The 19,966-nt window shown below is 60.4% G+C and carries 14 protein-coding genes and 1 pseudogene; 9 read left to right on the top strand and 6 right to left on the bottom strand.

All coding sequences use genetic code 11. The features are described from left to right. The first annotated feature begins 106 nt into the window (after positions 1–106). From ACS8Y6_RS17705 to ACS8Y6_RS17685, 5 genes are all read left to right on the top strand, one after another. Positions 107–454, top strand: a complete 348-nt coding sequence (locus tag ACS8Y6_RS17705) for a hypothetical protein (RefSeq protein ID WP_440851429.1) — start codon at positions 107–109, stop codon at positions 452–454. A 139-nt stretch (positions 455–593) separates the two neighbouring features. Continuing rightward, positions 594–1,943: a hypothetical protein gene (locus ACS8Y6_RS17700; protein WP_440856186.1), complete on the top strand. Its 1,350-nt coding sequence runs from the start codon at positions 594–596 to the stop codon at positions 1,941–1,943. Then, the gene (locus ACS8Y6_RS17695; RefSeq protein WP_440851427.1) at positions 1,940–2,740 is read left to right on the top strand and encodes a hypothetical protein; all 801 of its coding nucleotides are present in this window, start codon (positions 1,940–1,942) and stop codon (positions 2,738–2,740) included. Before ACS8Y6_RS17700 ends, ACS8Y6_RS17695 begins: the two co-directional genes overlap by 4 nt. Further along, positions 2,740–7,290: a hypothetical protein gene (locus tag ACS8Y6_RS17690; RefSeq protein ID WP_440851426.1), complete on the top strand. Its 4,551-nt coding sequence runs from the start codon at positions 2,740–2,742 to the stop codon at positions 7,288–7,290. The genes ACS8Y6_RS17695 and ACS8Y6_RS17690 overlap by 1 nt, the downstream gene beginning before the upstream one ends. Continuing rightward, on the top strand, positions 7,287–8,390 hold the full coding sequence (locus ACS8Y6_RS17685; RefSeq protein ID WP_440851425.1) for a Wadjet anti-phage system protein JetD domain-containing protein: 1,104 nt from the start codon (positions 7,287–7,289) through the stop codon (positions 8,388–8,390). The genes ACS8Y6_RS17690 and ACS8Y6_RS17685 overlap by 4 nt, the downstream gene beginning before the upstream one ends. A 250-nt stretch (positions 8,391–8,640) precedes the next feature. On the opposite strand, the gene ACS8Y6_RS17680 is transcribed toward ACS8Y6_RS17685, so the two are convergent. Beyond that, the gene (locus ACS8Y6_RS17680) at positions 8,641–9,489 is read right to left on the bottom strand and encodes a hypothetical protein (RefSeq protein WP_440856185.1); all 849 of its coding nucleotides are present in this window, start codon (positions 9,487–9,489) and stop codon (positions 8,641–8,643) included. A 169-nt stretch (positions 9,490–9,658) separates the two neighbouring features. Here ACS8Y6_RS17680 and ACS8Y6_RS17675 point away from each other — a divergent pair, with 169 nt between their 5' ends. Then, positions 9,659–10,033: a hypothetical protein gene (locus ACS8Y6_RS17675; protein WP_440856184.1), complete on the top strand. Its 375-nt coding sequence runs from the start codon at positions 9,659–9,661 to the stop codon at positions 10,031–10,033. Positions 10,034–10,078: 45 nt separating this feature from the next. Further along, positions 10,079–10,762 (top strand): SOS response-associated peptidase, encoded by a 684-nt coding sequence (locus ACS8Y6_RS17670; protein WP_440856183.1) that lies wholly within the window; start codon positions 10,079–10,081, stop codon positions 10,760–10,762. Positions 10,763–10,819: 57 nt separating this feature from the next. Here ACS8Y6_RS17670 and ACS8Y6_RS17665 read toward each other — a convergent pair whose 3' ends face one another. From ACS8Y6_RS17665 to ACS8Y6_RS17650, 4 genes are all read right to left on the bottom strand, one after another. Then, a complete protein-coding gene (locus tag ACS8Y6_RS17665) occupies positions 10,820–11,872 on the bottom strand; it encodes a helix-hairpin-helix domain-containing protein (RefSeq protein ID WP_440856182.1) in 1,053 nt (350 codons plus the stop codon). A 250-nt stretch (positions 11,873–12,122) separates the two neighbouring features. Next, positions 12,123–12,899: a DUF7662 domain-containing protein gene (locus tag ACS8Y6_RS17660; RefSeq protein ID WP_440856181.1), complete on the bottom strand. Its 777-nt coding sequence runs from the start codon at positions 12,897–12,899 to the stop codon at positions 12,123–12,125. Positions 12,900–12,981: 82 nt separating this feature from the next. Then, a complete protein-coding gene (locus tag ACS8Y6_RS17655; RefSeq protein ID WP_440856180.1) occupies positions 12,982–13,710 on the bottom strand; it encodes a hypothetical protein in 729 nt (242 codons plus the stop codon). 524 nt (positions 13,711–14,234) lie between these two features. Beyond that, positions 14,235–15,599, bottom strand: a complete 1,365-nt coding sequence (locus ACS8Y6_RS17650) for an IS1182 family transposase (RefSeq protein ID WP_440851759.1) — start codon at positions 15,597–15,599, stop codon at positions 14,235–14,237. A 267-nt stretch (positions 15,600–15,866) separates the two neighbouring features. Here ACS8Y6_RS17650 and ACS8Y6_RS17645 point away from each other — a divergent pair, with 267 nt between their 5' ends. Both ACS8Y6_RS17645 and ACS8Y6_RS17640 read left to right on the top strand, forming a co-directional pair. Then, the gene (locus ACS8Y6_RS17645) at positions 15,867–17,405 is read left to right on the top strand and encodes a Fic family protein (RefSeq protein ID WP_440856179.1); all 1,539 of its coding nucleotides are present in this window, start codon (positions 15,867–15,869) and stop codon (positions 17,403–17,405) included. A gap of 320 nt (positions 17,406–17,725) precedes the next feature. Continuing rightward, positions 17,726–18,046 carry an XRE family transcriptional regulator gene (locus tag ACS8Y6_RS17640; protein WP_440856178.1) on the top strand — a complete coding sequence of 107 codons (321 nt, stop codon included), beginning with the start codon at positions 17,726–17,728 and terminating at the stop codon, positions 18,044–18,046. Positions 18,047–18,233: 187 nt separating this feature from the next. Here the strand turns inward: ACS8Y6_RS17640 and ACS8Y6_RS17635 are convergent. Next, positions 18,234–19,907, bottom strand: a pseudogene (locus ACS8Y6_RS17635) (ABC transporter transmembrane domain-containing protein); the annotation flags it as partial. Positions 19,908–19,966: the final 59 nt, after the last annotated feature.

Genomic DNA, 19,966 nt, shown 5'->3' with positions numbered 1-19,966 from the left:
GCGTCGATCGCGCTGAGCCGGTCGACGACGCCCGCTCAACTTCGCTGGCCGACGTTGTGGATTTCGCGGCCGCCCATGAATTGGCCGCCCGTCGTACTGCGCCGATATGCTCCAATGGCTGCTTGATGACGAGATCATCACGTCGCAGGACAAACCGGCATGCTGTTCACCGAACATCAGCTCAAGGAAAACGCAGCGGGGCCTTCGCCGGGCGGCGCGCTATTGCCGGACGATCGGCAACCGGGACTCGCTGCGGCCGGCAGCTGATCGACAACGTGGCGATCCGCGACGAGCCCGGCGCCGCAACTTATTGGGAGCGCGACGAGCGGGCTGCAAGGAACACGCCATGGGCGGATCAACGCTACCGGTTGCCTTCAATTCGGAATACCAGATTCCGGTCGACGATCAGCGGCCGGTGCGCGCGATGCGACTCGGTCGTAAGCGAATGAATTAGTTAGTTAAAATATCGGTTTGGCTTAGGCCTGCCGTCCATTTTTACAAGCGTGTCAGGCAACGAGGTATTTATTGGCATGCTTGGGCAGACCTTGGACACTCGCATGGACTTACGACCTCTGGTTCGAGCCACGCTACGATTGGCCGATCTACACGACATGAACCGGACGCCGGGCAGTGCACCAACTGGCGTCTCCGAAGAGCGAGTCGGGACCGGTGAGGGGATGTGGATCGACGCGGGCGCGCGCATCCTGGCCTATGTTCGGGCTAACGATGACATCCTGAGTCGCGACTTCGTGCCACTCACGCCGATTTTTGATGAGATTCGCCGTGATCACGCTTCGATGTCATTGGATGACGTCGAGCACGTGGTCAAAGTGTTAGCCATGCCTCGGCATTCGCGGATGCGAAACCCAAGCAATGCCGCCGAAATGGACCACACGCGCGAGCAAACAGCATTGCTAGATCGCCCGATACACGAGCGGCCGAACAAAGCGCGGCTGACTCGCACTGGCCGGAATGCGATCAAGCTCGGCTCAACCGCACGCAGCTTTCTCCTGACTCAGTTCAAGGCCAATGAGATATCACACGCTCTACGGCTGAATCTGTTTGATGACGCGCTCGATGCCTTGCATACGGTGATGCAGCGAATTGCCGAAGTGGCAGAGGATTTACGCCACGCTCGTGAGCGGCCAGGGCGCAGCGAGCTGGTCCAGATGTTCTCTGAGCAATCCCAGGACTACAACGCCGCGCTTCGCGACACACGCATTGCGATCGAGGACGCACTCGCACTACTCAACAGCCGTGAAGTGATGGATGCCATGGACGCCTACGCCGAGACCGGCGGCGGGCCGGCCGGCGACCAATTTGCACGCCTGCTAAATACCACACTCAATCGCCTTGAACTGCTGGGGCGAACCTACAGTGATTTCCTGCAATCAGTCGCCATGGCGGCTGACCGACCGATTGGTGTGAAGGACATGACCGCATTAGCTGCTTTTTTGGCGTTCAACCCACCGACTCAAGGGATGATGGATGCATCTCATGAGCTGATCGGCCCGCTGTCCGTCGCATGGCCGCATGCCTCGATTTCGGATTTTGAGGGATGCCTGCCCAGCGCGAGCGAATCGCAGGCTGACACAGCGCAGCCACTTGATCGACCTGTCGACACGATCGAGACCATCTCACCCATGTCTCTATTCCTGGAAGCCCACCGAGCCGAAATACTCGCGTTGCTGGCCGAGCGTCCGGTGAATCTGTCGGAGGCCCGAGAGCGCGGCTGGCTGTCGGTTATGGGGGAGAACAAGGCAAACGAGATGATTGGGGTCTTTGCTAGTCCGATATGGCTGGACGACACCGGCGACATCGACATGCGGTTCATCACCAACGCGTTGGAACTGCACATGAAGAACGGCCGCGTGCTGCGCGGAGACGATATACAGATCAGTTTGCGATCTGCCGCATACAACGAGGGGTCTAAGACACAGTGAGCTGGGCAGAAATCGGCGAGGCGCACGCCTATCTCCTGCGCTATAGGAGTGTCGAATCACGCCCGCGGCGGCGCCGACACAAGGGGGAGGCTCGAATCGCCGAGATCCTCTCGGATATGGATGATGCCGACATGGAGGACTTCCGGGAGATGCTCATGGGGCAGGGGCTGGAACTGATGCAGTTCGAGGACGCCCAGATGCCCGGCATCGCCCCGGGCGGCAAAATGTGGATGTTGGCACGCCGGTCCGATGTTGAACCGCCGCAGTATTTCTCTCGCGAGCTGATCCTGCAGCGGATGGCCGTACGTCTGGGTGAGTCGCGAACAGCAACCAGCGTCTGGTACCTGCATATCTGGCTGTTGTATCTCGCCGTCGTCTATACCGACCTCGGGCGCGGCATGACCGAGGTTGGCGAGTATCTGCGAGCTCGTTTTCCCATGTCAGTGCTATCCGACACGGTCCGGACTCATTGTGATCAGCTTCAGTCGTCACGGCCCGTCGACAAGGATGACGAGGACGTCATTAGCATTCTCACAGACGTTCAGGGCCAGGATATCTACCGGCGTGTCAGCAACTTTTGCTCGGCGATGGTGGAATCTGGCTTGCTGATGGAGGTCGAGCGGAACGACGGCGAACCGATCTACCAGCAAACGCTGCTCGGTGCTCTTGAGATCGGGCGTAATTACCAAGCTGGCGTGGGTTTGATGGAGCCGGGCGCCGAGCAACTGGCGAACGTGACGAATCTCGCGCGTCACCATTCCGACGGTGAAACCATGAGCAGCGAGGATGAAGGCTGATGTACGGACTCAACCGCTTTGAAGCAAGCAATTACGTCAACGGTTCGGGAGACAGTCCGCACCTGCCTTGGATTCCTCGGTTCGCTGGCAACATCTTCCCCTTTCACGGGCTGAGCACGGCCATTCGCTTGGATAACGGTGGAGGCAAAACACGCATCGCAAATGCCATCGTCGGCTTGCTCGGGCGCGATCAAAAACTGCTGTCTCAGGTCTATAGCTGTATGCCGTCTTCGAGTACGCAGAGTCCTACCTGGGGCCATGTACGTCTTGAGTTCATCGAGTGCAGCCCCGAGTCGCTGGATGTGGTTGCGACACAAGGCGTTCAACCGGAAGGCGAGACATGGGTGTTCGGCCTGGCCGCGTACCAGCCAGGTAAAGATCACTTTTTCTATTTCTACCGGGGCACATTTGAGGATGCCCCGACAATGGTCACCAACGACGGCAAGAAATTCCTGGTCTCAAGAGATGAATTTCGGGCCTCTGTGCAAGACCAGCGTGAGGCCCAATGGAATGTTGTCGAGTCTGACTGGCGTAGCCGGATCTTCAATTTCGTCTCAAAGGGCAACGTTCAGCGTCTCACTGAATACCAGAAGTCTGGCAGTGGCGATCAATCTGCTCAGTTTTTCCGCGCCAAGCCCCGCGGTGGTGAGCGATTCGATCAGGCCTTTTTCTACGAGAATCTCGCCCCGGAAATCATGTCAGGACTGATGGGCGATGCGGCGGATGAAGATGAGCAGCATCTGGAGGACACGCTCTACAAGACGTTGACACGCAGCATTCGTGACGAGCGCCTGATCAAGGAGTCCCAGCATCAGCTTGAAGAGTGCGAGCGGCTGGCTAAGACGACACGCTCGGCTGCCGAAACGGCCGATCGCGCGCTCGGCTTTCACAGCGCGTACCGCGACCAGCAGCGCGAGAACGCGACGATACTCGCCGTAATCAATCGCCTGGTGCGCACTAGTGCACTGCCTGGTATTCCCCGCGACGAGTTACCGAATGATCCGTTGGTTCGCGCGCTGGCCGTGGATACTGTCATCGCCCCTCAGCGTGGCGTCATGTTCCGTGACTCCGGCTTGGCGTATGTCTGCCAAAAATCGGTCAAAGAGCTCAACCAGATCGCTGAGCGATGGCATCTGAAAGCTCACCAAGTACTGCAGGTCATCGAAAGTACTCACGAGCGCGACAATGCCTCGACGGCAAAACAGACCGTCAAACCACGCTACTACACGCCGGATGACGCGCACAAACTGATCGCTCAGCAACATGGCTTCTTCGACGGCGCCAGCCGTGCTCAGGTCCGTGAAAGCCTATATGCGGCTGTGACGTGGATCATTGACGCGGCAGACTGCGCGCCGCGCCGCATGCTCAGCGAGACAGATGCCGACATCGCGGCATTGCGCGAGAAACAACAGGACCTGCAGGACCAATCAGAAAAGGCGTCTCAGAAACATGCGGTCCTGCAGGAAGCCCAGAACGCCTATGAAGAGGGTGAGAAAGCCTATTCCAAGATCAAGGCGAGCCCTCTATTCGAGCCTGAGGAGGCCGATCGAGCTGCACAGGTGGCAGAAGAGGTCAGCCAGCACCATGACGTATGTCAACAGGCTTACGAAAGCTTCACTCGACGCGAAAGCGAGTTAAAGGTTCATCACAAAAGCTGGCAAGCGTTCACGCGCGCCTATGGCGACGATGCTGATCCATCGAGTATCCATTCGGAATTGAAGGCCGATCGCGACGACGCCAAACAGGCTTTGAACCATGCGATTGAGCGAGAGAACGGCGCGAGTACGCGCTTGAAAAAAGCATACGAGGACTCGACGAATGCAGGCGCCGCGCTGGAGAAGGCCACTGGCGCGCTGAACGATATTTTCAAATCGGCTGCTGTGCACGATGCGTTCACCGAACGGTTCCCGGGCGAAGCGCCGTCAAAAGCCGAAGCCACACGGCGCGACCGCAAGGAGGCCATCACGCGTCGCCTGGCGGAGCTTGTCACGGAGAAGAGGGCGCTCGACAAGGCCATTGACGCGCTGTTTGGCTTTCGAACATCTCATGGGCAGGATGCTGACCCGACCGAATGGCTGGCGCAGGCTGGAACCGAACGTGAACAGGCATCTGAGCGTCGACATGAGCTGCGAGCCGAGATCACTGAGCTTGAAAGGCAACTCGAAGAGCTCAAGCAGGAACGGGTTGCAGCCGCGCCGATGTATCGCGAGTCAGGCCATATACTCGATCGAGCTGCGATTCACTGGCAGCCCTTACACAAGGCGATCATCGAGTCGGACCTCGCGGAATCAGAAGCCCGCCGCGCATTGGAACACTTCTCCGCCATCGCCTTTGCACCGGTCGTCGCAGATCCCGAGCAAGCAGAGCACGCCGCCCAAGTGCTGGCGGACGCGCGCCACCCAGTACCGACACTGATCCAGGAAGGGCTGATCGATTACCTGAGGCAGACGCATTACTCCGAGGCACAGGAGCGGTACCAAGGCCTGCTAGCGGGTGTCATGACGCGGGAAGTGGCTTGCCTGCTCGATCCATCGCTGATCGAGAGGGAGCGCCGCGACGTTGAGGAGCGTCTCGGCACGTCGCGCCGAAAGAAAGACGAGTGCGACAACGCCCTCAAGCGTCTCGATGAGAATGGTCGGACCGTTAAAACGGCCCGAGAGGCCGAGCAGGCACTGGCCACCGATGCCGAGCGCAAGCGGCCGGCACTTGAGGAAGAGCAGCGAGAGCTGGAGCGTGAAGCCAAAGGCATCGACACCGACCTCTCTGAGAAATCACTCAAGTTGATGCGAGGGGCTCAGGATTTCCTAAGCATCGGTGGCGCTGAGGCAGTTGAAAAGGCCAAGAGTACGCGCGCGAGATGCGAACAAGCCAAGGATGCGGCCGTCAGTGAACACGATGCTGCCTCGGCCGCGTATGAAACGGCTCAGGAGACGACCAAGAGCGCACGGGATCAACATGACAGCATCTACACGTCAGATCAGGAGATCATGGTCAAAGAGGCCACACGCTTCTTCTGCAAGGGCGGGCCACAATTCTGGGCCACTCGCGATAAAGAGAAGGAGCGCTTGTCAGACGCCTTGTATCGCGCTATACAGCGAGGCCACTTCAAGGACACGCTCCAGACAGCCGGCGAATTCGTGGCCGAACGCGATCGCCGGGCCGATGGCGTGTCTGTTCATGATGAGCTGGCATCACTCACCCGGGCGCTCGAAGAAATCAAGGCAGAACGAAAGGGCACCGTCGAGAAACTCGCGGAACTGGAAGAGCGGCGTCCCAATATTCTGAGGTCTTTGGACAAGCTGGATGAGGCACTTGCAGAGCTGCAATCTCAGGACCGCCTGACAGCTGATCTCGCCGTTGATATCGATCCTGCGCTTCGCTCACAGGAAGAGTTGACCAACAACGAATTGGTTATCTCGGCGGAGAACATAATGCGCGCCATGCGCGACGAGGATAGCACGGCGATCTTCGAATCGACGGAGCAGTTTCTGGGGCTGCTGCGCGAGTTGGAGCTCACCAACCGTCGTGAGCGCATGACGACAAGCCGCAAGAATCGTGACGACGCAGCCCGGGCCCTGATGGTTGAAGTGCAAGATCTTCGGTCCGAGCGCAACGGTCTGGCTGCGACCGAGCGGGAAATGCTCGCACCCGTAGCCAGCATTGCCGAAGCATCGATCGTGACGAGCCTTGCGGAAAGCTATGCCGCCAAAGTCGCAGATCGGAAAGAGCATACGAAGCGGATGCATGAAGCCGCACAGACGTCGATGGACGAATCGCAACAGCGCATGGCTCAACTCATTGCGAGTGCGGAGACCAATCTCCGTACGCTCCAGCGGGTACTGAACAGTGCCCCGAACGAGAATGCTATTCGCTTCGACCTCCGCGTGAAGACGCCAACAAGGGACGAGGCCCTCTCACTGGTACAGCACATTCGAGAGGCCATCCAGCCGGACGCGGAGGCGCTGGCCAAGAAACAGGCGAGCGCGACCAAGAGCGAGCGCCGTGACGACGAGCGGCGAATTCGCCAGAGCATCAGGGAACGGTGCTATCGAACCCTGTTCACTGAACCATCTCTGGGATATGCCTCGCCCATCATTCGCCCTGATGGCAATGTCCACCGACTGACGCCGGGATTGAGCACGGGTCAGAGGACGTCACTCACCATGGCGATGCTCGTGCGTCTTACCGAATACTCGATGCAGAGAGACAGTGCGAAGTACGAGACGGCGGCCCAGCGAAAGCGCGCGAGAGAGAATCAACAGACCCTGATGGTGATTGATGGCCTATTCTCGGACCTGTCCAAGCCCAAATTGATCGAAGCCGGGTTGAACGAGATCCAGGCTACCCGCGGTCATCTCCAGCTCATTGGGCTGATTCATCCGCCGCAGTATGTGAATGACTTCGACTATTTCCCGATGTATCTCGTCGGCCAGGAGCATACCGGCAACGGCGCGTCATGGACCGAGGTCAGCCAGGAGGCAAAGCCCGAAATGGCTTCGCATGTCAGCGTGGGCAAACTCTTCATGAGCTCACCGAGGGGACGGGCGTGACGTCGGCCGGCGACCAGCTTCTCAAGGGTCTGCTGAAACTGGCCACCAAGAGCCGGCGCATCCGAGGCTCATCACTCATTGATCGCGTCTGCAGGACGACCGGGATGTCTCGGATCGAGGTTCAAGAGGGCTTGCGCGAGCTCAAGAAGCGGGGCGATATCTCAGGTGCCCTCTCGGATCTTGGAATGCCTGTCTCGGATATCGAGTTAGCTGAGCAGGCATTCCCGGTTGCCTCACCGGCAGAGCAACGCTGGCGGGATGTTGTTTCCGCGCTGCCAGCGGACGACGCTGAAGCATTGGCACCCATATTCACCGCTCTGGACGGTTGGTCGGTTGATGACATGTGCCAGCTTCGTGACGGCCTGACCAGGCTGCGCACCGAGCAGCGGCAGATCGCTCATATGCCGCGATTCATGGTCAGCGCCCATTATCTCATGGGGTCATCCAAGTTGCTCGATAGCCTGCCGAGCCGGGCGCTTAAGAAATTCGGGCTTGAGAGCATGTTCAATTCGCCTGCACTGCCATTGATCGTGGCTGGTAGCGCATGCCCGACCACGGTTGTCCTGGTCGAGAACCCTCAGTCCCTGCACTACGCCGCCAGCGTCACCGAGGACCTGTCGATCACATGGGTCGCCACCTACGGTTACGGGCTATCCATGTCGGGCGACGTCGCCGGAGATCGTCTAGCGCGTTCGGTCGAAACCGAAAACATTCGCATCATCGTGGCAGGCGGCAATCCACCACCGATCGAGCGTCTCATGTCGCATTCGAGCATGACATTCTGGGGCGACCTCGATCCTGAGGGGATCCGAATCTACGATCGGTTGCGGTCGCGGCTGCCGCAGCTTCGTCTGTCGGCGCTCTACCAGCCCATGATGGGCCTAATGACACAGACGGGCGGTCATCCGCTGGTCAAAGCCACGGGCAAGGACGGTCAACGGAGCGGACACGAGCACGCCTTTACCGCACGGTACTGCCCAGATCGTGGCATTGATCAGGAGGCGATTTGTTCCGATGAGACGAGTATTCGCGGGTTCGCCTATTACGCGCTCGACACGTCGCTCCCCGATTCGGTCCTGTCCGACGACACCCGTGAATGATGAGTCGCGCGATCCGATAGCTCGTCCTAGGGCGTGTTGCCGTTTCGCCCTAACTCATTGATTGCTAAAAAAGCAACGGGTTCTACCCCGTTCCAACGGACGGATTGGAAAAGCCTGTGGACGTGCCTGGTTTTCAAGACACTTCTGACCCTCACGAAGAGTCCTGCTCGAAGGCCTCGGGACTGATTGGCACCGAGATGTCGGTCGCAATGCTCAGCGGTCGGCGCGAACGCTTCTGTTCGCAATAGGTTTAACGGCGCCTGGGCGAAATTCGGCGTAACTCATCGTAGGCGGCTTTCGATAATTTCGAGTGCCATGCTTTCCACGCCGTAACGTCAAAGACGCGGCCGCTTCGTCTCGCAGTTTCGGCCTCGGTCCGAAACTTGATGACGAGCTCGCAGACCTCCTCGAGCAGCCACGGCTCAATTGATGCCTCATTGCCGATATAGAAGCTCTTATGGCGCGTCTTGATGCCATCGTGATAGGTGCCGTCCACGCTAATCCAGCGGCCTGCTTCAACGCCGCGTCGGTATTGCTTGTGTCGCGCGATGGACACGCCATTCGGCAAATCACTCGTTTTAGTCGCGACGGGCTTATTTCTGATCCTGGTCAGCGGCGGAAGCTCGGAGTCGAGATCGGCGAGCCATGCCGAAGCTGCCGCGTGTGTTCGCGATGCGTCGAATCCGTACCTCGATAGCGCAAAATAACGGCTATGGCGCTTGCGATCGCGGATGAGGGTCGCCTGAAGCCCATAGCATCCGGTGACCAGGATGCTGCCTGCCGAAGGATCGGGGCGGCCGGCAAGCGCAGATTTCAACTCGTCACGCGTGGTGTATGGATTCGCCGTTGAATTCGCCCGCGTGCGACGCCGTCTTTTGGCCACCGCTGGCTGCCGGTCGATGCGGCCGAAGCTGTAATCGCTGTCTTTCGCCATGGGTGCCGCATCGCGTGTTGGGTCGACGAGAACTGACGCCGAAATGCCACACGCTGTAAAGCGTTTCACCGAGTACAAGCACTCGGCAATTCGAGCGTCGCCATGATTAACGTAGGGATTGATCAAGCCGCTTGGCAAGTGCGGCCAGGCCAAGGTCGCTTGCATAACGGTCGGGACGCCGGCACGAGCATCGCGGCAGGCGTCGAGCCGTTGGCCCGTATCAAACGGACCTTGCCTCGCCGATCGACCCAACTTGAGGGAGTGTATGTCTATACAGTAATCTCGACGTATGTCTCCGAACCCCGGCCAGCCTCCGCCCGATCGATATTGGCCCTTGTCAGACGATCTACGCCTGCACGAGTGGCGCATTGGCGATCAAGACAACGTGCGTCGGATGCGCCTGGAGAAGAAGATCGACGGGAACTGGCGGAACGCGGGGCCCTACGTATCGGGTTCCGGCACCGTGCAACTGATGGGCGCCATCGTACGCGCCTATCGCGGAATCGCTGATCTCATCGAGGCTCGCTATCGACATCCCGATCTGGCGGCAATCGATGACGGCTGCCCCGTCTGCGGCTCGCTTAGTCCGCGCATGGTCCGGGCCGGCGACTCATTCGATTTCGACTGTGCCGGCTGTCGCTGCGACGCCAGGATGGCGAGTTATCGTGTGCAAGTATTCAGCGACCCCGGCCCGTCGGGCCGCGACTGAACTGTGATGGATCGCGGTCCGACTTACTGAGCGAGACGAAAAGGAATGTGCGGACGATACGGTCGTTATAGTGCTGCGGACGTCTTTGCCAAGATCATCGACGCCGAGGTTTCGGGTCGACTCGACGACGACGTGCGCTATAACCGCCCGCCCGGCACCTTCCAGGCGATCGCGTTGCAGAACCCGGACAATGGCGCATTGACACTGGGTCCGGCCTGGTGGGGCTTCATCCCGAATTGGGCAAAAGACACGAAGCTGTCGCCGATCAATGCCCGCTCAGAAACGGCGCACACCAACAAGCTATTTGCGAAAGCCTTCGCGCACCAGCGTTGCCTGGTTCCCGCCGATTACTGGATCGAGTGGCAGAAGCAGGGCGATGCGAAGCAGCCCTATGCGATACGGCCCAAAGGCGGTCATCCGTTCTTTTTCGCCGGCATCTGGTCAAAAGCCGCGCGCCTTCCCGAAGACCACCCAGCCGCCGGTCAGGTCACGTTCGCGATTCTCACCGGCCAGCCGAATGACGACATCGATCACATTCACAATCGCCAGCCGCAAGCGTTAACGGCGGAGGGCGCGCGTCATTGGCTCGATCCCGATCTCGACGCCGCGCAGGCACACGAGGTGCTCGAAAGCGAGCGCCACGCGAGCTATCAGGCTTGGCCGATCGAGAAAAAGGTCGGTAACCCGTCGAATGACGGCCCGGAGATCATTGAGCCCATCAGCCCGTAGGCCAGCGTCCGTTCAACTTCATGCCCCGTCGAGTTCGGGCGTGACCGTGCTGCGACCTCAGTTGATCGAGCAGGTCAGTTCACCACGACGAATATCGGCGACATAGCCGCGGCTCAGGCCCGAGACCTTCGTGAGCCCACCCAGTGACCGATAAGGCCGATGGGTGGCGATCCGCTTCGCCGTTGCCGGACCGACGTGATCGAGTCGTTCGAGCTGGCTCGGGCTCGCTGTATTGATATCAATACAGGTCGCGGCCGAGGGGGTGGTTTGGACCGTTTTTTGTCCTTTCGCCGGCGCGGTATCGACCTTTCCATGGCCGAGAACGATGTAGACCGGTGCATGATCCGAGACCTTCGCGTAAGCGATCTTGTGGCTCATCCCCAGAATCGCCGGATAGTGGAGTACGCCGCGTGCGGTGATGTTCAACCGATCCGATTTGTTGTGCCAGATGTTGTCGTAGAGGTGCGCGTAGCGGCCCTGGGTCTTCGAAAGCGTCGAGGCGCCCGAGGTGATCGAGGGCGTGGCCAGTGAATCGAGGCCGCGCCAGGCAGGGTCTGTCGGCGGCATATTGAAGTCGCCCATGAGCAGGCGCCGGCCGTGGTATGTCGTGCCCATCCAGCGCCAGTACTGATCGAGCACCTTGATCTCGGCGGTTCGATCCGAGCGATTATCCCCGTAGCTGATATGCACGGTGCCGAGCGTCAGTTCGGTGTGGCTATCCTCCGCAGTAAATTCCGCGGTGAACGGCTCGCGTGCGAACTTGTTACCGGGATCAACGTAGAGGCTGTCGCCGCCGTCGTGTGCAACGGCCGATTTCCGCCACAGGTAGGCGTACGACTCTTTATAACTGGAGTCGCCTTCGAGCTGAGAGGTGGTCACGCCCCAGGGCTCGCCGGTCTGTTCGGCAACGATATGCGCGAGCTTTCGGGCAGCGGCGGGGTCCATGACTTCCTGAAGCGCCACCAGATCGAAGCGGCCGATGATATGGGCAACCGCGTCGAGGTCTTTGCCGTTATTCCACCCGAGGTGCTTCAGGTTCCAGCTGCCAATCCGAATACCAGCGTCTGCCGACACCGATGCGAGGCAAAAGGCTATGACGGTGACGAACATCAGAAAGCGACGAGCGGGCTTTATGGATAGCATCGACAGTACGGATCAGGATCGGCAAAGCGCGAGAGGATGCCCGAAGCCGCTCCGGATTGTCAGCCTTGATCAACGCGGGGTCCCCCACGATTCGGAACCAGGGGGGATCGGCAGGAGTCTTTATCGAGCGCTCGATGGATTTCTCGAGGAGTTGGCGTGGTCCTCAATGAACGAATCTCAAGCAGGCTAAGTGTCCGCTCGGAACCGGGGTTGGCATTCACCGGTTCAGGCTGTTTACATCCTGCGCGCTTTCCGCGATCAGCGCCGCCTGCTTTGAAAACCGCCGCGCCGTTTTATCGGACAGGTCGACGACGCGTGCAGTCCCCATGTCGGTCAGCGTGATAGTGCTGGTGATGATATCGACGAGGGCTCGTCCCTGCGCGCCAAGATGGGATAGGAGAAGCTCTTTGAGCCGCCTGTTCGTCGCCTGCGATGGCCCGGGTGTCCGGTAGTGCTGAAAGCGCCGTCTCAGGTCCATGGTCTCGCCGATATAGTGCCGGGGCGCGATACTGTCCAGTAGGCGCATTCGATAGAGGCTCGGCAGCGCCGCCGGCGCTCCCGGAAATACCAGGTTCCCCGCCGCATCAAGCGCGATCGGGCCGAGTTCTTTCCACTGCATGCCTAGGGCAAGCTGAACCGCGCCATCCGGAGCATCGGCAAGCGCCTCGACCCACGGGGTGTTCGTCTGCACCGCGGCCCTGGTGTCGGATTTTCGGGTTTCGGGCGGCGGTGCCGTGTCAGGCAGCATGCAGCGACGAAACGTCACCTGTTCATGTCGCAGGTCAAGCTCCGCGGTCTCCCAGCCCGCCGACAGCCACGCATTCGAATGGCGACTCGGCTGGCGGTCGTTCGCCCACCATGCCGGATAACGCCGCGCGCTTGCCGGCAGTGGGAAACCGAGGATGTCTTCGAGGTCGGCGAAATGAAAGTGCCGTAGCTTCGTATCCGACCCGGCCTCATTCAAATAGGCTGAAAGCTTGCCATAGCGCCGCAAGATTATTCCCCGCTCCAAACCGCTGGACCGACAATAGCAGTGCCCGCTCAGGATATGGAGTCTCGGGCATTGCCTCGGCGCCTCAATTGCTGAGTGAGGCCTCTTGGGCGCTCTTCTCTTCGGGTTCTTCGCCGGTGTGAAATGGCTCGTCGAGCAAGCGCTTGGCGCGTTGCGCGCCAAGCGCCACTAGTTCGAGTAACGATCGAGTCTGTTCAAGGTCGAGCGGGCCATCCGTATTCGGCGACCATTCGCTCTGCCGAAAAGTCTCTCGAAATTCCTCGGCGACTTGGTCGGCGAGCGATATCCACCGCTTGCCGATTTTGATGCGGCCGCGCTCGATATCGAAAAGCTCGAGTCGCATCGCTTCTTCGCCGTCGTCGGGCGTGGGCAAGGGAGCGCTGGGGTCGTCAGGCGTGAGTGGCGGAGGGATGTGCACTTCCCCATTGATCTCAGTGCGCTCTGCGTAATTGGCCAGCTCGGCCATCCTCTGCTCGCGCGCCTCCCGAGTTCGTTCCTTGTTTACTAGATTCTGTCGTGCCCTGTCGACGACGGCAGCGAGCACGTCTTTAATCGGCAAGAAGCTACCGTTTTCCGGTTTTCCATCAGCGCCTTCCCCCTCTGACGCTTCGATTTCGAACCCCGTTGCGATAGTCGGATCCGACGGGTCGAAAATCGATTCGATACGATGGATCTTGAGCCCCGCTTTGGCGGCAATAGGGCAAACATCGCGCTGAATCTCGGCTAGAGAACGCCGAAAATCCCTGTAATGTCGAGGCGGGACATAATACGTCGCGACAGATCGCTCAGGCATTTTGTGCTAGGGCTTATTGAGTGCTATTTAAAAATATAAGGATGTAAATTAATAAAAGCAAACAAGCTAGCTTTAAAATTTAAAGAACGCTTTAAAATAATTATTCATTTAACGACACGGCATAGGGTAGGGCGTGAGCCCTCGCATTTCGTCATAGGACGATGACTCGCCCGTCAGTGGTGATGCGCCCAACTGATCGCGGCCGCGATCAGCAGCAGCAGGGACCGATCAGAGGGGGAGCTCGATTATCGCGGCGGTCGATTGCTGCCCGACCGTGGTCGCTCTTTTATGGCGTCGTACGGCATCGGCCAGACCGATCGTTTCGTCGAATACCAACTCCCGGTTGTCGGCGGGCAGTTGGCCCAATAGCCATCGGCGCAGGGCGTAGCTGTCTAGGAGTCTGTCGGACTGAGCCCCGGCGGCGTGACCTGTTTGTCGCGTGCCGGACGTTGCGTCCCGTTTTTTTCGCGATAACACGGATCAGAACCGTTGGGGCTACGAGCGAAAAGGGGCGGATCGCCCTTTTATGCGCTCAGGGTATGCAGTTTCTTCAGATTGAAGGCGATGCAGACCAGGTTCCATTCGCCCGTGACCGCGTTCAGTCCCCGCAGCAGGAATTGTCGGAAGCCCAGCACGTGTTTGATGATCCCGAAGGTCGGCTCGATCGTGCACTTGCGTTGTGCGTAGACCGCCCGACCGTCAGCCGTGCGCATTCGATAGCGCATTTCCTCGACCGCGCCGTCGAAGTCGGCCGGTGGTGCCACCGGTTCGGTGAGTCGTGCCATCAAAGGCGGGTTATGGCGTTCGCGCGCATCCGAAATAAAGGGGACAATCTCGTGGTCGACGACCGACTGAACGTTGGTCTGACTGTAGTAGCCGGCATCGGCACAGAGCGCGATCGGGGTGCCGATCGCTTCGGCTTGCTCTGACAGTTGGGACAACGCGGGCCCCAGCTGCTGTTGATCGTTGCTTTGATCCGTGACATGACCACTGACGATCAGGCCGCTGTCATGATCGACGCTGGCCTGGGCGTTATAGCTTTGCTCAAAGCCGCCGCCCGAGGTGGGCATGATGCGCGACTCGTCATCGGTCAGGTTGACTTGATCTTTATCGCGCGGGCCGAGCGTAGGCGGGGCCGGCGGTTTGCCGCCCGGCTTGCGCCCGGTCTGTTCGGCGCGGCGGGCCCGGCGTTCGAGCTTGGCCTCGTACTCGGCCTGGGCTTGCGCATCGCGTTCATCCGCGCGCGCCTGGATCGTCTGCTTGGCCGCCGCAATCGCTGCCAGGCGATCCTGGCGGCGTTGGATCTCGGCCGGGATGTCCAATGTATCGGGCGGAGGCGTGTTATCAGCGGCTTCGGCCAGGCGCATCAGTTCGGCCACTTCGGCACGCAACTGGGCTTCCAGTGCGTTGGCATGGCCCCAACTCAGCGCTTTGTGTTTGCTGGCGTTAGCCTTGATCTTGGTGCCGTCCACACTGACGGTGCCGAGCTTGAGCGTGCCCATCTCGTGAGCAATCAACAGAATCTGTACGAAGAGCGTTTCCAGTTCAGCCAGAAAGCGCTGGCGAAACGCGCTGATGCTGTCGTGGTCGGGATGCTGATTGGCGCAAATATAGCGCACGGCCACACTGTCGTAGGTGGCGGCTTCCAGCTTGCGACTGGAAAAAGTACCGGTGGCATAGCCGTAAAACAACAGCGAGAGCAGCATCGCGGGATGCCAGGCCGCCGAGCCGCCCCGACCCCCGTAGGCCATCGTCAACGGGCTCAGATCCAGTTGATCCACAATGTCGACGACAAACCGTGCCAAGTGGTCGTCGGCCACATAATCCTGCACGCTCGGCGGAAACAAATGCGGCGTCTCACGGTTGATCGGTCTGAATCGGTCCGCCATGACAACCCCGGGAATGTGAGCGTTGGTTTGCGCTATTTTATCAGGATATCCCAGGCCGGCCTTGAGTCCGACAGACTCCTAGATGGCTCGGCTCCAGTGCCTGGTCGATACGGCGAAAGATGCGGCGTAGATCGTGGGCGCGCCGCGGTGCCCGGTCGAGTATCGAACGGCAGCGCTTAAATGTCATTTGGTGACAGAATGCTAGAAGTAGGTCGTGATGTGTGACGTTGGCTGGTATCATGGCCTCGCTAGCACGGCTTTTGTGACATGACGAGCACCGCATTTCCAGCCTTCGTTTCGACGGTTGGCGCAGACGCCGCCACGCGCCAACGTGTCTCGCGCGCGGCTCGCCAAGGCCGGCTGCGGGAGATCACGACTGCCCTCTATACCGCGTATCTTGATGAGCCTTTAAGCGTTGTGGTTCGGCGGCATGCGTATGAGATTGCCGGCCTGCTGTACCCCGGCGGGGTCGTAGGCTATCGCACCGCCCTCGAGGGCAGCTTGAGGACACGGGATGCGCTTTTTATCACCCATGACGCCGCGAGCCGGACCCTTCCCGGCCTGGCATTCCGGACGATCGCCGGCCATGGGGCGCTGCCCGATGATATGCGCATGGGCGACTCTTTGTATGCCGCCAGCGTCGAACGGTTCCTGCTGGAAAATCTGCTGCCATCGCGGACCCGTCACGTCATTGCGCGAAGTGTCGGCGCCGACGGGGTAGAGCGTTTTCTGGCGCGCCGGGCGACCCTTCGGGGCGAAGCCGAATGGCCGGCTATCCGCGAACGCGCTCGGGCGATCGCGCCCACCCTGGGCTTGGAACGCCAAGCCCGGCAACTCGATCAAATCATCAGCGGTCTGCAGGGGCCTTCTCCGGGCACCGAGCCTGTGACGCCGACGGTTCGCGAGCGAGCGCGACCGGAGCGGATCGGCAGTGTTCGTGTGGCCGATTTCGAAGCGCTCGCGATGGCGCTTAACTGCCTCGCAACGGCCAGGATACCGCGCCCGTCATTTCACCAGACCGCCGATGCGAGAGCCTATTGGCGGCATGCGGCTTTTTTCGAGTCGTATTTCTCCAACCACATGGAAGGCATAGCGTTTGAAGTCGACGAAGCACGGGCCATTGTTTTCGGCGCCGCGATCCCAGAATCCCGTCGCACCGACGCCCATGATCTTCTGGGGGTGTACAGCCTGGTGGAAGAGCCGTGGCAAGCCATGCGCACACCCCAGAGCGCAACTCAGTTCATCGACCAGCTCAAGCAATGGCATCGCGAGCTATTCAGTGCCCGGCCTGGCATACGCCCGGGGGCGTTCAAGATCCGGCCCAATCGCGTCGGCGCCTACCACTTCGTGGCGCCAGAACAGGTGCCGGGCACACTCAAGGCCGGCTTCGAGATAGGCCTCGCCGTTCGAGATCCGGTGGCCCGGGCGATATTCCTGCACCACCTCATCAGTGAAGTGCATCCGTTCCAGGATGGAAACGGCCGTTTATCCCGTCTGTTCATGAACGCCGAGTTATCCCGATCGGGGCTGACCCGCGTCATTATCCCGAGCATCCTGAGCGACGACTATCTCGCCGCCGTCCGCCTGCTCTCGCGTACGGGGGAACCCACGCCATTACAGCGTGTGATCGAAACCGCGCAACGCCTGCACAATGCGACGCCCATGGTGGATTACAGTGCCGCTATGGCGACCCTGATCCAGGCGCATGCGTTCGATCGACCCAGCGGTTCGACCCAGCTGGTGATGCCCGATGCCGAAGCCAGCGACACCGGCAGATCAGAGCAAGGCCCCCGATCCGGTCAATAGCCATCGCCCGAGCGGTCGATGCGATGCCGGAACCCCACGCTGTCGCCGTGGCCGGTCCCGATAGCCCCGACGTTGCGGCGGGAATCGGTCGCCGATCAAACGGCGTGTGTCGCATGCACCCTGGAAACCTCGGATTTCGAGCGCCTGAGGGCTCGAGGACGTCGAGCAGCCTGGAGCGGGCCGAGCTGTCCATGTAGGCGAGGGGCAGCAGCGGCCCACGTGTCATGTGATTAGTATGTACATACGGCCCAGATAGGTGGCATCCGATGACGGCTACGACCAGTCAAAAGACCGAGCTCCTGCGCCCAGTGGGCGATGGCTTGATCGAGTCGAGCGTGATTGCGCGGCAGCTTTATGTGAACAAGACGCAGCTCGCGGACGTGCTGGGCCTGGGCGTTGAATCCCTGCATCGGCGCAAGCGGGAAAGCGCGGCGCGCGTGCAAAGTCGCATGCGCGACCTGATCGAGATCATCAACCGGGCCCGGCCGTGGGCGGGGTCTGTGAACCAGGCGTTCGCCTGGTACCGGTCGCAGCCGCTGCCTTCGTTCGGCGGCCAGACCGCCGAAGCGCTGGTAAAGCAAGGCAACGCCGCAGCCGTAAAAGCCTATCTATCGCGGATCAGTGAAGGCGGGTATGCGTGAGAGCAACGGCCGAGCGCTTCTCTCGCAAAGACGACTGGGGTCAACCCACGTAGGTCTTTTGGTCTTTCGCGACGGTTACAGGTGATTGGACTCCCTCCGGATCGCGCTGCTACTCCATATATAGGGGAGAGTCGTCGGGGCCAAGGGGCTCGGGCCAATCCGGGATATATGGCGCAAGGCGATTCGATCAGGCGGCAAATTGGAGTCGCGCCAGTTCGGCATACAGGCCGTTTTCGCGCAACAGACTGGCATGCGTTCCCTGAGCGATGATGCGGCCTTCATCCATGACCACGATGCGGTCAGCGCGCTGGACGGTAGACAGGCGATGGGCGATGACCAACGTGGTGCGTCCGACCGCCAGCCGCGCGAGCGCTTGTTGAATGGCCGCTTCCGACTGGGCGTCGAGTGACGAGGTGGCTTCGTCCAGCAACAGCAGCGGGGCGTCGCGCAGGATCGCACGGGCGATCGCCAGGCGTTGCCGCTGGCCACCGGACAGTCCCACGCCGCGCTCGCCGATCATCGTGTCGTAGCCTTGGGTCAACGCCTCGATGAAGTTATGGGCCTCGGCCGCACGCGCGGCGGCGCGCACTTCGGCATCGCTGGCTTCGGGCCGGCCGAGACGAATATTGTCAGCCACGCTGGCCGCGAAGATAACGGTTTCCTGGGGGACCAGTGCGATCGATTCACGCAGTTCGGCCACCGACAACATCTTCAGGTCGATCCCGTTCCAGCTGATCGATCCGGCGGCAGGGTCGTAAAACCGAAGCAACAGCGACAGCAACGTGCTCTTGCCGGCACCCGAAGGTCCGACCAGCGCTACGGTCTGGGCGGGGGCGATATCCAGCTCGATATCGTCAAGCACGCGTTGACTGGCACGTGTCGCATAAGCGAAAGCCACATGGTTGAATCGGATATGCGCCTGCCGAGGCGTCGGCAACGGTATCGGCACGGGTGGCGAAACGATGCGTGAACGCTCGGCAAACAGATCGTCGATACGTCCCATCGCGCCGGCGGCCCGGAGCACCGACCCCCAGACATTGCTGATCGAGCCCACCGCGCTGGCGGCGAATACGGCATACAGCACGAACTGGCTCAGCACGCCGACTTCGAGCGTACCGCCCAGGACGTTGAGCGCGCCGATCCAGAGCACAAGGGTGATGGCGCCGAACACCAGTACCACGACGCCGGCGATCAACGCGGCTCGCATGCCGATGCGCCGACGCGCGGTATCCAGGGCACGAACGATGGCCTGCCCATAACGTTCCGCTTCGAGATCCTCGCGACCGTAGGCCTTCACTGTGGCGACGGCGTTGAGTGTTTCGTTACTGATCGCGCTGGCGTCGGCCAGTTGGTCCTGACTACTGCGCGACAGCCGTTGTACCTGACGCCCGAAGACGAGGATCGGCACGATGACCACCGGAATGATCAGCGCGGTCAGGCCGGCCAGATGCGGACTGGTCCAGACCATGGCCGCGCTCGCGCCCGCGAGCATGACGATCGAGCGCAACGCGGTCGATATCCCCGATCCGATCAGCGTCTGTACCAGCTCTGCGTCTGTGCCTAGGCGCGAAATCAGTTCGCCGACACGGCTGGTGTCGAAGAAGGCGATGTCCAGAACCATGAGATGGTGATACAGCGCTCGGCGCAGTGAGGCCAACGCACGCTCACCCAGCAGCGTGATGCAGAAGTAACGCAGCGCCATGGCCAGCGCATAGACGAGAGCGACCAGAAAAAGAGCCGCGAACGTCCGGTCGACGGCGGCCGCACTATCGGCAGAAAAGCCGTGGTCGATCATGTGACGTACGGCCACTGGAAGCGAGAGGCTCGCTCCCGAAGAAAGTGCCAGCGCTGCCAGCCAGCCCTAGGGCGCTGCTGAAAAACCCGACAAATCTCGGGACAATAGTCAGCAGTGGAGAGTGA

Origin of the sequence: Salinisphaera sp. RV14 (assembly GCF_052044135.1) — a bacterium.
Taxonomy (GTDB): Bacteria; Pseudomonadota; Gammaproteobacteria; order Nevskiales; family Salinisphaeraceae; genus Salinisphaera.
This window is presented reverse-complemented; position numbering and strand designations above follow the sequence as displayed.

Coding starts and splice junctions, on each gene's coding strand:
- ACS8Y6_RS17655 (WP_440856180.1), bottom strand. CDS start 13,710: ATGCCTGAGCGATCTGTCGCGACGTATTATGTCCCGCCTCGACATTAC.
- ACS8Y6_RS17680 (WP_440856185.1), bottom strand. CDS start 9,489: ATGCAAGCGACCTTGGCCTGGCCGCACTTGCCAAGCGGCTTGATCAAT.
- ACS8Y6_RS17705 (WP_440851429.1), top strand. CDS start 107: ATGCTCCAATGGCTGCTTGATGACGAGATCATCACGTCGCAGGACAAA.
- ACS8Y6_RS17690 (WP_440851426.1), top strand. CDS start 2,740: ATGTACGGACTCAACCGCTTTGAAGCAAGCAATTACGTCAACGGTTCG.
- ACS8Y6_RS17650 (WP_440851759.1), bottom strand. CDS start 15,599: ATGGCGGACCGATTCAGACCGATCAACCGTGAGACGCCGCATTTGTTT.
- ACS8Y6_RS17670 (WP_440856183.1), top strand. CDS start 10,079: ATGTGCGGACGATACGGTCGTTATAGTGCTGCGGACGTCTTTGCCAAG.
- ACS8Y6_RS17645 (WP_440856179.1), top strand. CDS start 15,867: ATGACGAGCACCGCATTTCCAGCCTTCGTTTCGACGGTTGGCGCAGAC.
- ACS8Y6_RS17665 (WP_440856182.1), bottom strand. CDS start 11,872: ATGTTCGTCACCGTCATAGCCTTTTGCCTCGCATCGGTGTCGGCAGAC.